The sequence below is a fragment of the Rhizobium sp. ZK1 genome (assembly GCF_047782645.1).
Taxonomy (GTDB): Bacteria; Pseudomonadota; Alphaproteobacteria; order Rhizobiales; family Rhizobiaceae; genus Rhizobium.
Genome location: NZ_CP180586.1, coordinates 3,653,347 through 3,666,571 on the forward strand (window position 1 = coordinate 3,653,347; position 13,225 = coordinate 3,666,571).

The 13,225-nt window shown below is 60.1% G+C and carries 12 protein-coding genes, 1 pseudogene and 1 riboswitch; of the genes and pseudogenes, 7 read left to right on the top strand and 6 right to left on the bottom strand.

Annotated features, from left to right (window positions below):
• Positions 1–2 precede the first annotated feature (2 nt).
• From nrdF to ACK9YZ_RS18560, 6 genes and pseudogenes are all read right to left on the bottom strand, one after another.
• Positions 3–977 carry a class 1b ribonucleoside-diphosphate reductase subunit beta gene (gene nrdF / locus ACK9YZ_RS18535; protein ID WP_416066770.1) on the bottom strand — a complete coding sequence of 325 codons (975 nt, stop codon included), beginning with the start codon at positions 975–977 and terminating at the stop codon, positions 3–5.
• 16 nt (positions 978–993) lie between these two features.
• Positions 994–3,162 (bottom strand): class 1b ribonucleoside-diphosphate reductase subunit alpha, encoded by a 2,169-nt coding sequence (gene nrdE / locus ACK9YZ_RS18540; protein WP_416064777.1) that lies wholly within the window; start codon positions 3,160–3,162, stop codon positions 994–996.
• Positions 3,141–3,554 (bottom strand): class Ib ribonucleoside-diphosphate reductase assembly flavoprotein NrdI, encoded by a 414-nt coding sequence (nrdI, locus tag ACK9YZ_RS18545; protein WP_416064778.1) that lies wholly within the window; start codon positions 3,552–3,554, stop codon positions 3,141–3,143. Before nrdI ends, nrdE begins: the two co-directional genes overlap by 22 nt.
• Positions 3,555–3,567: 13 nt before the next feature.
• Complete coding sequence (gene nrdH, locus ACK9YZ_RS18550) at positions 3,568–3,789, bottom strand: glutaredoxin-like protein NrdH (RefSeq protein ID WP_416064779.1); 222 nt, start codon at positions 3,787–3,789, stop codon at positions 3,568–3,570.
• Between the two features lie 260 nt (positions 3,790–4,049).
• A riboswitch (cobalamin riboswitch) is annotated at positions 4,050–4,275 on the bottom strand.
• A gap of 176 nt (positions 4,276–4,451) precedes the next feature.
• Positions 4,452–4,640, bottom strand: a pseudogene (locus ACK9YZ_RS18555) (hypothetical protein); the annotation flags it as partial.
• Positions 4,641–4,684: 44 nt separating this feature from the next.
• Positions 4,685–6,922 carry a heavy metal translocating P-type ATPase gene (locus ACK9YZ_RS18560; RefSeq protein WP_416066771.1) on the bottom strand — a complete coding sequence of 746 codons (2,238 nt, stop codon included), beginning with the start codon at positions 6,920–6,922 and terminating at the stop codon, positions 4,685–4,687.
• A 110-nt stretch (positions 6,923–7,032) separates the two neighbouring features.
• On the opposite strand from ACK9YZ_RS18560, the gene ACK9YZ_RS18565 reads away from it, so the two are divergent.
• From ACK9YZ_RS18565 to ACK9YZ_RS18595, 7 genes are all read left to right on the top strand, one after another.
• Positions 7,033–7,455: a MerR family transcriptional regulator gene (locus tag ACK9YZ_RS18565; protein WP_416064780.1), complete on the top strand. Its 423-nt coding sequence runs from the start codon at positions 7,033–7,035 to the stop codon at positions 7,453–7,455.
• Positions 7,456–7,493: 38 nt separating this feature from the next.
• Complete coding sequence (locus tag ACK9YZ_RS18570) at positions 7,494–8,702, top strand: TIGR03862 family flavoprotein (RefSeq protein WP_416064781.1); 1,209 nt, start codon at positions 7,494–7,496, stop codon at positions 8,700–8,702.
• 161 nt (positions 8,703–8,863) lie between these two features.
• Positions 8,864–9,823 (top strand): helix-turn-helix domain-containing protein, encoded by a 960-nt coding sequence (locus ACK9YZ_RS18575; RefSeq protein ID WP_216756043.1) that lies wholly within the window; start codon positions 8,864–8,866, stop codon positions 9,821–9,823.
• A gap of 168 nt (positions 9,824–9,991) precedes the next feature.
• Positions 9,992–11,500, top strand: a complete 1,509-nt coding sequence (adh, locus tag ACK9YZ_RS18580) for an aldehyde dehydrogenase (protein WP_216756044.1) — start codon at positions 9,992–9,994, stop codon at positions 11,498–11,500.
• Positions 11,501–11,573: 73 nt separating this feature from the next.
• Positions 11,574–11,969 (top strand): DUF779 domain-containing protein, encoded by a 396-nt coding sequence (locus tag ACK9YZ_RS18585; protein WP_416064782.1) that lies wholly within the window; start codon positions 11,574–11,576, stop codon positions 11,967–11,969.
• Between the two features lie 86 nt (positions 11,970–12,055).
• Positions 12,056–12,652: a DJ-1/PfpI family protein gene (locus tag ACK9YZ_RS18590; protein ID WP_216756046.1), complete on the top strand. Its 597-nt coding sequence runs from the start codon at positions 12,056–12,058 to the stop codon at positions 12,650–12,652.
• A 123-nt stretch (positions 12,653–12,775) separates the two neighbouring features.
• Positions 12,776–13,126, top strand: coding sequence for a ribbon-helix-helix domain-containing protein (locus ACK9YZ_RS18595; RefSeq protein ID WP_416064783.1), 351 nt, complete (start codon positions 12,776–12,778; stop codon positions 13,124–13,126).
• Positions 13,127–13,225: the final 99 nt, after the last annotated feature.

Consider the following 13,225-nt stretch of genomic DNA (forward strand, 5'->3'; position numbering starts at 1 on the left):
CGTCAGAAATCCCAGTCTTCGTCCTCGGTCGCCACCGCCTTGCCGATGACATAGGACGAGCCGGAGCCCGAAAAGAAGTCATGGTTCTCATCGGCATTCGGCGAAAGCGCCGACAGGATTGCCGGATTAACCTTGCAGGCTTCGGCCGGAAACAGCGCTTCGTACCCGAGGTTCATCAACGCCTTGTTGGCGTTGTAATGCAGGAACTTCTTGACGTCCTCGGTGAGGCCAACTCCGTCATAGAGCGCTTCGGTATATTTCGCTTCGTTGTCGTAAAGTTCGAGCAGCAGGTCGAAGGCGAAATCCTTGATCTCTTGGCGGCGCTCTTCGGAGAGCTTTTCAAGTCCGCGCTGGAACTTGTAACCGATATAATAGCCATGCACGGCCTCGTCTCTGATAATGAGGCGGATCATGTCGGCGGTGTTGGTGAGCTTGGCCCGGCTCGACCAGTACATCGGCAGATAGAAGCCGGAATAGAAGAGGAAGCTTTCGAGGAAGACGCTCGCGACCTTCTTCTTCAGGGGATCGCCGGAAGCATAGTGCTCCATGATCAGCGCCGCTTTGCGCTGCAGGAACTCGTTCTCCTCCGACCAGCGATAGGCATCGTCGACATCGGGCGTCAGGCAAAGCGTCGAGAAGATCGAGGAATAGGAGCGCGCATGCACCGCCTCCATGAAGGAGATGTTGGAGAGCACCGCCTCCTCATGCGGCGTTGCCGCATCCGCCATCAGTTTGACGGAGCCGACACCGTTCTGGATCGTATCGAGCAACGTCAGCCCGGTGAAAACACGGATCGTCAACTGCTGCTCGACCGCCGTCAGCGTCGCCCAGGAGGGAATGTCGTTCGACAGCGGCACTTTCTCGGGCAGCCAGAAATTGCCGGTCAGGCGGTTCCAGACTTCAAGATCCTTGTCGTCCTCGATACGGTTCCAGTTGATGGCGCGCACGCGGCTGACCGGCTTGAATTGCATGTTCATCATTGTCTCCGGTCGGTTAGAGCGTGCAGGAAACGCAGCCCTGCACCTCAGTGCCGGACAGCGCCATCTGGCGAAGGCGGATGTAATAGATCGTCTTGATACCCTTCTTCCAGGCATAGATCTGGGCGCGGTTGATGTCGCGCGTCGTTGCCGTATCGCGGAAGAACAGCGTCAGCGAGAGGCCTTGGTCGACATGCTGGGTCGCCGCCGCATAGGTGTCGATGATCTTGTCCGGCCCGATCTCGTAGGCATCCTGGTAATAATCGAGATTGTCGTCGGTCATGAACGGCGCCGGATAATAGACGCGGCCGATCTTGCCTTCCTTGCGGATCTCGATCTTCGAAACGATCGGATGGATCGAGGAGGTCGAGTGGTTGATATAGGAGATCGAGCCTGTCGGCGGTACCGCCTGCAGATTCTGGTTATAGAGGCCGGAGACCATGACCGCCTTCTTCAATTCCAGCCAGTCTTCCTGCGTCGGAATATGGATGCCGGCATCGTCGAATAGCGCCCGCACCTTCTCGGTCGCCGGCTTCCATTCCTGCCTGGTATATTTGTCGAAATAGTCGCCCGAGGCATATTTCGAATTCTCGAAACCCTTGAAGCTCGCACCACGTTCGAGCGCCAGACGGTTGGAGGCGCGCAGTGCGTGATAGGTCACCGTGTAGAAATAGATATTGGTAAAATCGACGCCCTCTTCCGAACCGTAATGGATGTGCTCGCGGGCGAGGTATCCATGCAGGTTCATCTGTCCCAAGCCGATCGCATGGCTGTCGTCATTGCCCTTCTCGATCGACGGAACCGAGGAGATATGGCTCATATCGGAAACGGCCGTCAGCGCGCGGATCGAGATCTCGATCGTCTTGCCGAAATCGGACGAATCCATCGCCATCGCGATGTTCAGTGAGCCAAGATTGCAGGAGATATCCTTGCCCATCGTCTTGTAGGAAAGGTCGTCGTTGAATTCGCTGGCCTCGCTCACCTGCAGGATTTCCGAGCAGAGGTTGCTCATGCTGATACGCCCGGCAATCGGGTTTGCCCGGTTCACCGTGTCTTCGAACATGATGTAGGGATAGCCGCTCTCAAACTGGATTTCGGCGATCACCTGGAAGAATTCGCGCGCCTTGATCTTCTTCTTGGTGATACGGGCATCCGCCACCATCTCGCGATACTTTTCCGTCACCGAGATCTCGGTGAAGGGCACGCCATAGACCCGCTCCACGTCATAGGGCGAGAAGAGATACATGTCCTCATTGTTCTTGGCGAGTTCGAAAGTGATATCAGGCACGACGACGCCGAGTGACAGCGTCTTGATGCGGATTTTCTCATCGGCATTTTCGCGCTTGGTATCGAGAAAGCGCATGATATCGGGGTGATGCGCGTTGAGATAAACCGCGCCCGCACCCTGTCGCGCGCCGAGCTGATTGGCATAGGAGAACGAGTCCTCGAGCAGCTTCATGACGGGGATGATGCCGGAAGACTGGTTTTCGATCTGCTTGATCGGCGCACCGGCCTCACGGATGTTCGTCAAGGACAGCGCCACGCCACCACCGCGCTTGGAAAGCTGCAGCGCCGAATTGATGGAGCGACCAATCGATTCCATATTGTCTTCGACACGCAGCAGGAAGCAGGAGACGAGTTCGCCGCGCTGCTTCTTGCCGGCATTGAGGAAGGTCGGCGTTGCCGGCTGGAAACGGCCGGTAATGATCTCTTCCATCAGATCGCGTGCCAGCTGTTCATTGCCTCTGGCAAGCGCCAGCGCCACCATGCAGATGCGATCTTCATAGCGTTCCAGATAGCGTTTACCGTCGAAGGTCTTTAGCGTGTAGCTGGTGTAATATTTGAAGGCGCCGAGGAAGGTCGGGAACCGGAACCTCTTGGCATAGGCTTCGTCGAACAGATCGCGGACGAAATTGAAGGAATACTGATCGAGTACGTCCTGCTCGTAATAGCCTTCGGTCACCAGATAATCGAGCTTCTCCCTGAGATTATGGAAGAACACCGTGTTCTGGTTCACATGCTGCAGGAAATACTGCTTGGCCGCCAAGCGGTCCTTGTCGAGCTGGATCCTGCCCTCATCGTCATAGAGGTTCAGCATCGCGTTCAGCGCGTGATAGTCCAGCGCTTCCACGGCCTTTAGCGGTTTTACACCCGCATCCCGCGTCAGGTTCGTTCCTGTGTCCAAAATCGTCCCATCCCGTCTTTGACATTGGCGACATCCTCGGCAGTTCCCAGAAGCTCGAACCTGTAGAGGTAGGGAACCCGGCACTTCTGCGAGATCACGTCGCCGGCAAGCCCGTAGGTCTCGCCGAAATTGCTGTTGCCCGCTGCAATCACGCCGCGGATATTGGAGCGGTTTTCCGCATCGTTGAGGAAGCGGATTACCTGCTTGGGCACGGCTCCCTTTACGATCCCTGGGCCGCCATCCCCGCAATAGGTGGGCGAGATCAGCACGTAGGGTTCGCGAATGTGGATGTCTTCAGCACTGAGGGGAATGCGCGCCGCGCGCAGTCCCAGCTTCTCGACGAAACGATGGGTATTCTCGGACCGGCTGGAATAGTAGACGATCAGGCCCATCGCTCTTCTCCAATTAGGAGAGCGCGCTGATCATGTCGGGACGGAAGCCCGCCCAGTGGTTCTCGCCGGCAACGACGACCGGAACCTGCATGTAGCCCATGCCGCGAACGCGATCGAGCGCGTCGGCATCCTCGGAAATATCGATGATCTGATAGTCGACGCCCAGACGGTCGAGGGCGCGATAGGTGGCGATGCACTGAACGCAGGCAGGCTTGCTGTAAACGGTAACGCTCATCATGTTCCTCGTGATGTCAATGAATTTCGGACGCAGTACAGGGCACGGGCGCCTTGCGGCGTCCGGGGTAACGCTTGACGATGATCTTGCAGAGTCGGCGCTTAAACGCCTGAAATTATCCCTTGCAGGATTTGCGCGGGCGGCGGCCTTGACGTTCTCGACATAACTTCAACCCCGAAGTGCTCATGCGGACGTTCGGGGCAGCGTAACAGCACGGATGGATTCCGCTTTCATGCACGCGACTTTCCGGACACCCCGCCCGTGGACGTTTTATTCAAGGCAGGTCTCCTGGCTTACGGGTCGAAGCCCCTGCCCCAGCCTTCCCAAAGCCTCATGCCTCAGTGACCTGAAATCGGACAGTTGCTCGCCGCTTACAGTTGCGGGGGCAGCTCCGGCTTTGTCGCGCCGTCATGGCGAAACGCACCGTATTCCCGTCTTAGCCCCCGACCCTCACGAATCGAAGGAACCTTGAACACTAGATATAGTACGCGAATCCCGGTTTGCGTCAACGGATGGTTTGTGCATCGCGTTACGGAATGTTTGAAATCGCTGCATTCCTGTGAAAAACGTGGTTAACGAATGGTAAAGAAAACAGGCTGTGGAGGAGGCCTCAAAGGTGAAAGCCGGCATATAGCCGGCTCTCCCAGGAATCGACTAGGCGCTCATGCGCGGGTCGTTGCTGCGGCACCGCGCAACAATCGAGCAGCCGCCACCATGTTGACGAGCGCTGGGCGAACCTCCTCCCATTTACGCGTCTTCAGACCGCAATCGGCGTTGATCCAAAGCTGCCCATTCGTCAGGCGCTCGCGCGCCAACATCAGAAGTTCGGTCGTGGAACCACGATGCGGCAAGCATGCACTGCCGCATCCAATCGCAGGATGATATAGAGAAATCTTTATGTCTTCATCCGAAGAAGGCGAAGCGCATTCATCGTCACCAGCACGGTCGCGCCCGTATCCGCCAGGATCGCCGGCCACAGGCCGGTAATGCCGGCTATAGTGGTGACGAGAAACACTGCCTTCAGCCCGAGCGCGATGGTGATGTTCTGCATGATATTGCGCATCGTCCGCTTCGAAAGGTCGATCATGCGCGCCACGTCGCCGACACGTCCATGCAGCACCGCCGCATCCGCCGTTTCCAGCGCCACGTCGGTGCCGCCGCCCATGGCGATGCCGACATCGGCAGCAGCAAGCGCCGGCGCATCGTTGATGCCGTCACCGACCTTGGCGACGAAAAGCCCTTCCTTCTTCAATTCGCCGACGATGCGCTGCTTGTCCTGCGGCAGCAGCTCGCCGCGCCAGTCGATGCCGAGATCACCGGCAACGGCGGCTGCCGTGCGCTTGTTATCACCGGTCAGCATGATGGCCCGCACACCGGCCGCCTTCAGCGTCGCAAGGCCGCTCTTTGCGTCCTCGCGTGGCTCGTCGCGCATGGCGATCAGGCCGGCAGCGACGCCATCGATCAGCAGCACCGAAACACTTTTGCCCGCGCCATTCAGGATGGTAACCTGCTGATCCTGCTCCGCATTCAGCGCTCTACGCTCACGCGCAGCCGGCGGCGACAGGAGATCGAGCGTTTCGCCGCCCACCTTGCCCGTCACACCCTTGCCCGGCAGCGCCTCAAGTTCGAAAGCCGGCGGCATGGGTACACCATCGGCTTTCGCCCGGTTTAGGATCGCCAGCGCCAACGGATGGCTGGAAGCTTGCTCCAGGACCGCGGCGCGTGACAGCACCTGCGTCTCAGAGCGTCCAAAGGCAATGATATCGGTCACCTGCGGCTTGCCAACGGTCAGCGTACCCGTCTTGTCGAAGGCAACGGCCGTCACCTTGCCAAGCGATTCCAGAACTGCGCCGCCCTTCATCAGCAACCCGCGGCGCGCACCCGCCGAAAGAGAAGCGGCAATCGCAGCCGGCGTGGAAATGACGAGCGCGCAAGGGCAACCGATCAGCAGGATCGCAAGGCCCTTGTAGATCCATTCGCCCCAAGCCGCGCCCGTCAGCAGCGGCGGCAGGATCGCCACCAGAACCGCCACGACGACAACACCCGGCGTGTAATAGCGCGAAAAGCGGTCGATGAAGCGCTCCGTCGGCGCCTTGGATTCCTGCGCCTCCTCCACCAGCTTGACGACGCGGGCAATCGTATTGTCCTCGGCAGCGGCCGTCACACGAATGCGCACTGCGGCATCGCCATTCACCGTGCCAGCGAAGACGGTCTCGCCGGTTCCCTTGCGCACCGGCGTGCTTTCGCCGGTCACCGGCGCTTCGTCGATGGCGCTCTCACCAGACAGGATCGTACCGTCGGCGGAAATCCGATCGCCCGGCCGTACGAGAATGACTGAGCCGACGGTAAGCGTTTCCGCCGGCACTTCCTTCACCTCACCGCCCGTTTCGAGCAACGCATTCTTCGGCACCAGCGTCGTCAGCGACTGGATGCTGGCGCGCGCCTTTCCGGCGGCAACGCCTTCCAACAGCTCACCGACAAGGAACAGGAAGACGACCGTCGCCGCTTCTTCGCCGGCATTGATGATGACGGCACCGACGGCGGCGATTGTCATCAGCATTTCGATCGAAAAGGGAATGCCGGCAAGCGCGGCCATGACGGCGCGCCGCGCGATCGGAACCAGCCCGACCAGCATGGCGGCAATGAAGGCATAGGAAGCGATCGCCGGCACCAGATGGCCGATCACATAGGCGATAACGAGCGCCAGGCCGGAGAAGATCGTCAGCCGGCCCTTCTTGCTCTGCCACCAGGGGCCGGTCATCGGTCGATGATCATGACCGTGCAGCCCCTGGACTTCCTCCACACCATGCGAATGGGCGTGACCGGAATGATCGTGGTCATGATGTTCATGCCCGCCATGATCGTGGTGCTCATGGTCATGGTCGTGCCCATGATCGTGATCATGATGCGCGTGATCGTGGCCGCCCTTCTGTTCCTGAGCGGGCGCCTTGCCCGTGAGCGGAGCGACGGAATAGCCGAGGCCGGTCACCTTCCTCTCTATCGCCTTGAGATCGCTGCTGCCATTGTGGCGCACCGTCATCGTGCCGGCCGTCACCGAAACCGTGACATCCTCGACCCCGTCCATACGCCTGATGGCCGTATCGATCTTCGTTGCGCAGGCGGCGCAATCCATACCGCCGACCCTGTACCGTGCCTGTGCTGCTTCGCTCACGATCTAAATCCTTGCTTGTAGGCAGCGTCCTTCCTACATCCTCTAGCGACTAGAGGTGCAAGAGGAAAATCATGAAAAAGATCACCATCGGTGAAGCCGCGCGTCACAGCGGCGTCAAAGTGCCGACGATCCGCTATTATGAGAGCATCGGCCTGCTTTCCGAACCCAGCCGCAGCGAGGGCAACCAGCGTTCCTACGAGCCCGCTGACCTCAATCGCCTCGCCTTCATCCGCCACGCTCGCGAACTCGGCTTCGAGATCGAAGCGATCCGCACGCTGCTGCACCTGCAGGATGACCCACACCAGCCCTGCGCCTCCGCCGATGCCATCGCCAAGGCACGTCTCATCGAGGTCGAGCAACGTATCCGCAGTCTGAATGCGCTGAAGGCGGAACTGGAGCAGATGGTCGAGAGCTGCTGCCACGGCCGCGTCGATCAATGCCGGGTCATCGAAGTGCTCGCCGACCACGGCAAGTGCGTGCATCCGCGTCACTGAGACTTGCGCTGGACGTTTACCCGCTTCAAGAAGACGCAATGGAACAGAAGACAATTGCGATCATCGGCGGCGGTCCCGCAGGTTTGTCAGCCGCCGAAGTGTTGTCGGAAAGCGGCTACGCCATCGCCGTCTACGACGCGATGCCGACTTTCGCCCGCAAGTTCCTGCTCGCCGGCAAGTCGGGCCTCAACATCACCCATTCGGAGGACTACGACCGTTTCGCCACCCGCTTTGGCGATGCCAATGTCAGTCTTCGTTCCACCCTTGATGCCTTCACCCCGGCCGATATCCGCACCTGGGCAACTGAGCTCGGCACCGAAACCTTCGTCGGTTCCTCCGGCCGCGTCTTTCCCAATGTCATGAAGGCGTCACCACTTCTGCGCGCCTGGCTCGGCAGGCTGGAAGATCGCGGCGTAAGCTTCTTCACCCGCCATCGCTGGGTCGGCTTTGCCGAAGGTGGACACAGTTTCGAAACGCCAAACGGACGCAAGACTATTTCCTGCGATGCCACGCTGCTTGCGCTCGGCGGCGCAAGCTACCCCCGTCTCGGCTCAGATGCGGCCTGGGTGCCGCTGCTTGCCGGACGCGGCATCGCCATCGCTTCATTCCAGCCCGCCAATTGCGGCTTCGATGTTGCCTGGAGCGAATTTTTCCGCGAGCGTTTTGCCGGCGAACCGCTGAAATCCGTCACAGCAACGTCCTCCGCAGGTACGTTTCCCGGTGAATTCGTGATTACCAAACACGGCATCGAGGGCAGCCTTGTCTATGCGCATGCCGCCGCCCTGCGGGATCGTCTGCTTGAAGGCAAGGCGTCACTGACGCTAGACCTCGTCCCCGGCCGCACGCTCGAACGCCTGTGCCGCGACCTTGCCCGACAGGATACGAAATCGAGCTTCTCCAACCGCCTACGCAAAGGCGCCGGGATCGACGGCGTGAAAGCCGCGCTCCTGCGCGAACTGACGCCGGAAGCCGATCGCAACGATCCGCAGAAGCTCGCCGCCGCCATCAAGGCCCTGCCGGTTCCACTTCTGCGCCCGCGTCCGATCGCCGAGGCCATCTCGTCTGCCGGCGGCATCGCCTGGAGCCAAATCGACGAGGCCTACATGCTGAAACATCTCCCCGGCGTCTTTGCAGCCGGGGAGATGCTGGACTGGGAAGCGCCGACAGGTGGTTATTTGCTGACAGCCTGTTTCGCCACGGGCCGCGCCGCGGCGAGAGGCATCGGACACTGGCTCAGCCGAAGGTGAAGGTTTGCACGCCGGATTGAACCACAAGGGCATACTGTCTCAGAAATGCGACACTCGCCATCCGGCAAATTCGATCCATACAATCCGCGGTCATGCCGGCTTGATTGCAAAGCCGCCATATTTACATCAGAATATACGTGAGTTCCGTGGGAGGAGCCTTCATGCACGAACAATCCGCACATGCGGAGCATGTCTATACGTGCGCCCAGCAAAACTCTGCTGCGGCCAGCTCGCCGATCGTGGCTTCATGGCGCCGCTGCATGACCATGTATCAGCTGGCGCCGGAGGAAAAACGTGCGCCCCTGCGCCTGACAGAACAGGAGTTTCGCCTTGCGCGGCAACAATCCGAGCAGTTGATCGCCGATGCCCGTGACGAACTCGACCGTCTCTTTGCGACGGTAGGCAAGGCCGGCTGCTGCCTGCTTTTGACCGATCGCAACGGCATTGCGCTGGAACGCCGCGGCGCCGCCGGCAATGACAAGGAATTCCACGATGTGGGCCTTTGGACCGGCTCCATCTGGACCGAGGCCAGCATCGGCACCAACGGCATCGGCACGGCTCTTGCCGATGAACGTGCCGTCGCCGTTTTCCGCGACCAGCATTTCTACTGCTCCAATATCAAGCTGAGCTGCACCACAGCCCCGATCCGCGATCATCGCGGCCTGCTTGCCGCCGCGCTCGACATTTCCACCTGCCGTGACGACGTCAATGAAATGACGCTCACCATCCTGTCGCAGGCCGTGCGAGATGCGGCCATGCGTATCGAGCTCAATCTGTTCCGGTCCGCTTTTGCCGGTGCCCGTTTCGTCATGGTCCCGGCCGGCGCCAATTCCGCCAATGCGCTGCTCGCCGTCGACCGGCATGACCTCGTTCTCGGTGCCACACGCGCCGCCCGTCTTGCCCTCAAGCTCGACGATAGGCATATCGCCGCCGGCATTCCGGCCTCCGACGCGCTGCACGAAGGTCGCGTTTCGCAGGAGGAAGAAATGGCAGAGGCGGAAAAAGCCGCTCTCCTGCGGGCGCTGTCGCGTACCCATGGCAACGTCTCTCAGGCCGCCACAGCCCTTGGCATCAGCCGCGCAACACTGCACCGGAAGATGAAGAAGCTCGACCTGCACTGAGACAGGGCGAAAGGTGCAATCACAATGTCGTGGCGGTGCCGGAACCTGTCGCAACTCTGCGACACTGTGCACTGCGGTATTGGCGAGCTCCCCTGTTCCCCCAGGCAAAAGCGACACAGATTCCTTCCACTGGTTCGTTCCCGAACCTGTTCATCAAGGGAGGATGACATGCTTCATCAGAAAATCGTCGAGTCGCCGTTCAAGCTCAAATACGGCAACTACATCGGCGGCGAGTGGCGCGAGCCGATCGGCGGCAAATATTTCGACAACGTCACTCCCGTCACCGGCGGCAAGCTCTGCGAAATCCCGCGCTCAGATGAAAAGGACATCAATGCCGCGCTCGATGCCGCCCATGCCGCGAAGGAAAAATGGGGCCGCACCTCCACCACCGAGCGCTCCAACATCCTCATGAAGATCGCCCAGCGCATGGAAGACAAGCTGGAGCTTCTGGCCCAGGCCGAAACCTGGGACAACGGCAAGCCGATCCGCGAAACCATGGCGGCCGACATCCCGCTCGCCATCGACCACTTCCGCTATTTCGCCTCCTGCATCCGCGCCCAGGAAGGCACGATCGGTGAAATCGACCATGACACGGTCGCCTACCACTTCCATGAACCGCTCGGCGTCGTCGGCCAGATCATTCCCTGGAATTTTCCGATCCTGATGGCGACCTGGAAGCTGGCGCCGGCTCTCGCCGCCGGCAACTGCGTCGTCATCAAGCCGGCAGAACAGACACCCGCCTCCCTGCTTCTCTGGGCAGAAATCGTCGGCGATCTGTTGCCGGCCGGTGTGCTCAACATCGTCAACGGCTTCGGCCTCGAAGCCGGCAAGCCGCTCGCCTCCAGCCCGCGCATCGCCAAGATCGCGTTTACCGGTGAGACGACGACAGGCCGCCTGATCATGCAGTATGCCAGCCAGAACCTCATTCCGGTGACGCTGGAGCTCGGCGGCAAGTCGCCCAACATCTTCTTTGCCGATGTGGCGGCCGAAGACGACGATTTCTTCGACAAGGCACTCGAAGGTTTCGCCATGTTCGCGCTGAACCAGGGCGAAGTCTGCACCTGCCCGAGCCGCGCCCTCATCCAGGAATCGATCTATGACCGCTTCATGGAACGGGCCGTCAAGCGCGTCGAAGCCATCAAGCAGGGCAACCCGCTCGACCCGGCAACGATGATTGGCGCTCAGGCCTCCACCGAGCAGATGGAAAAGATCCTCGCTTACCTCGATATCGGCAAGCAGGAAGGTGCTCAGGTATTGGCAGGCGGCTCGCGCAACGATCTCGGCGGCGAACTTTCGGAGGGCTATTACATCAAGCCGACCATCTTCAAGGGCCACAACAAGATGCGTGTCTTCCAGGAAGAAATTTTCGGCCCGGTCGTCTCGGTCACCACTTTCAAGGATGACAAGGAGGCGCTCGAGATCGCCAATGATACGCTCTACGGCCTCGGCGCCGGTGTCTGGACTCGCGATGCCAACCGCGCCTATCGCTTCGGCCGGGAAATCCAGGCCGGCCGCGTCTGGACCAATTGCTATCACGCCTATCCGGCCCATGCGGCCTTCGGCGGCTACAAGCAGTCCGGCATCGGTCGCGAAACGCACAAGATGATGCTCGACCATTACCAGCAAACCAAGAACATGCTGGTCAGCTACAGCCCGAAGAAGCTCGGCTTCTTCTGAGAAGCAGTCGCTTGTGCTAATATCGCGCCTCCTCCCTTCACGGGGAGGAGGCATTGTCTTGGAGGAGGCAATCATGGAACAGACGGTCAATGGCGAAGCGCGCGTGCTCGCCACCGATGTGGCGCTCGACCTCATCAGGGAAATCCAGAGGGATTATCCCAAAATCCTCTTCCACCAGTCCGGCGGCTGCTGCGACGGCTCTTCGCCCATGTGCTATCCCGCGGATGATTTCATCATCGGCGATCAGGATGTGAAGCTCGGTGAAATCGGCGGCGTACCCGTTTACATCAGTGCCAGCCAGTTCGAGGCCTGGAAACACACGCAGCTCATCATCGATGTCGTGCCCGGCCGCGGCGGCATGTTTTCACTCGATAATGGCCGCGAAAAGCGCTTCCTCACCCGCTCCCGCATGTTCGGCGGCGGCGAGGCCTGCGCCATTCCAGAGGTCAGGGCACGCGAGACGACCTGATCGGGCTTTCCTGTAGTATTCCCATATTACCCGCGGCCCGCGATCCTTTGTTAAAGTCCATCTGTTGGTTTTTACGGGAGGAAGACATGCCAGCAAGCAAGATCCTGATGATCACAGGCGATTTCACTGAAGATTACGAAACCATGGTGCCGTTCCAGACGCTGCTTGCCTGCGGCTATACGGTCCATGCCGTCTGCCCCGGCAAGACCGCCGGCCAGACGGTCGCCACCGCCATCCATGATTTCGAAGGCGACCAGACCTATTCCGAAAAGCGCGGCCATAACTTCGCGCTGAATGCCACCTTCGAAAGCGTGCGCGCCGAAGATTACGATGCGCTCGTCATTCCCGGCGGCCGCGCGCCGGAATATCTCCGCCTCAACCCCGATGTCATCAAGGCTGTCAGGCATTTCTTCGATGCCAATAAGCCGGTTGCCGCAATTTGCCACGGCGCCCAGCTTCTGGCCGCTGCCGGCGTACTCAAGGGCCGCACCTGCTCGGCCTATCCCGCCTGCCGTCCGGAAGTCGAGCTTGCCGGCGGCACGTATGCCGATATTGCGATCAGCGATGCCATTTCCGATGGCAATCTCGTCACCGCACCGGCCTGGCCGGCCCATCCCTCGTGGCTGCGCCAGTTCATGACGGTGCTCGATGCGGCAGCGACCCTGGAGACCAACGCCGCCTGAGCAAACTAGAGTGCCGTGCGTCCGAATGGACGCACGGCACTCTAACTCTTTGAATCTACGCATCAGACTTTCCAAAAATCGATAACGATTTTCGGACCGATGCTGTAGCGGGAGTAACGTGTGATGTGTGAACTGTTCATCAAGGCCGATGCACGGCTCTGGGAAAGCACCACCCGGTCGCTGCGCATCGACGGCATGGTCACCAGCGTCCGGCTGGAGAATTTCTTCTGGTCGAAACTGGAGGAAATTGCTACCCGCGACGGCATGAACGTGGTCCAGCTCATCACCAGGCTGCACCACGAGTCGATTGATGCCGGCCATGACCTCGGCAACTTCACTTCGTTCCTTCGCGTCTGCTGCGCCCGTTACCTGGATCTCCAGCTTACCGGCGACATCCCCGCCGACCTTTCGAGGCCGATCGCCGGCCTCGACGCCCCGGAAATTCTTGGGCGGGAGAAACGGAAGTACCATTGAATTCGCGCGAAACCTGAGGCGACGATTTTTAGATAGGCGGAATGCCCCTCTGCGTGAGACAATCGCTCCGAGCCGCCGCCAAACCGCACCGCTCGGTTT

What these genes read in the sequence shown, in the direction of transcription:
- ACK9YZ_RS18565 (WP_416064780.1), top strand. Translation starts at nt 7,033, where the DNA reads ATGAAAAAGATCACCATCGGTGAAGCCGCGCGTCACAGCGGCGTCAAA.
- ACK9YZ_RS18575 (WP_216756043.1), top strand. Translation starts at nt 8,864, where the DNA reads ATGCACGAACAATCCGCACATGCGGAGCATGTCTATACGTGCGCCCAG.
- adh (WP_216756044.1), top strand. Translation starts at nt 9,992, where the DNA reads ATGCTTCATCAGAAAATCGTCGAGTCGCCGTTCAAGCTCAAATACGGC.
- ACK9YZ_RS18595 (WP_416064783.1), top strand. Translation starts at nt 12,776, where the DNA reads ATGTGTGAACTGTTCATCAAGGCCGATGCACGGCTCTGGGAAAGCACC.
- nrdF (WP_416066770.1), bottom strand. Translation starts at nt 977, where the DNA reads ATGAACATGCAATTCAAGCCGGTCAGCCGCGTGCGCGCCATCAACTGG.
- ACK9YZ_RS18560 (WP_416066771.1), bottom strand. Translation starts at nt 6,922, where the DNA reads ATGGATTGCGCCGCCTGCGCAACGAAGATCGATACGGCCATCAGGCGT.
- ACK9YZ_RS18585 (WP_416064782.1), top strand. Translation starts at nt 11,574, where the DNA reads ATGGAACAGACGGTCAATGGCGAAGCGCGCGTGCTCGCCACCGATGTG.
- nrdI (WP_416064778.1), bottom strand. Translation starts at nt 3,554, where the DNA reads ATGGGCCTGATCGTCTACTATTCCAGCCGGTCCGAGAATACCCATCGT.
- ACK9YZ_RS18570 (WP_416064781.1), top strand. Translation starts at nt 7,494, where the DNA reads ATGGAACAGAAGACAATTGCGATCATCGGCGGCGGTCCCGCAGGTTTG.
- ACK9YZ_RS18590 (WP_216756046.1), top strand. Translation starts at nt 12,056, where the DNA reads ATGCCAGCAAGCAAGATCCTGATGATCACAGGCGATTTCACTGAAGAT.
- nrdH (WP_416064779.1), bottom strand. Translation starts at nt 3,789, where the DNA reads ATGAGCGTTACCGTTTACAGCAAGCCTGCCTGCGTTCAGTGCATCGCC.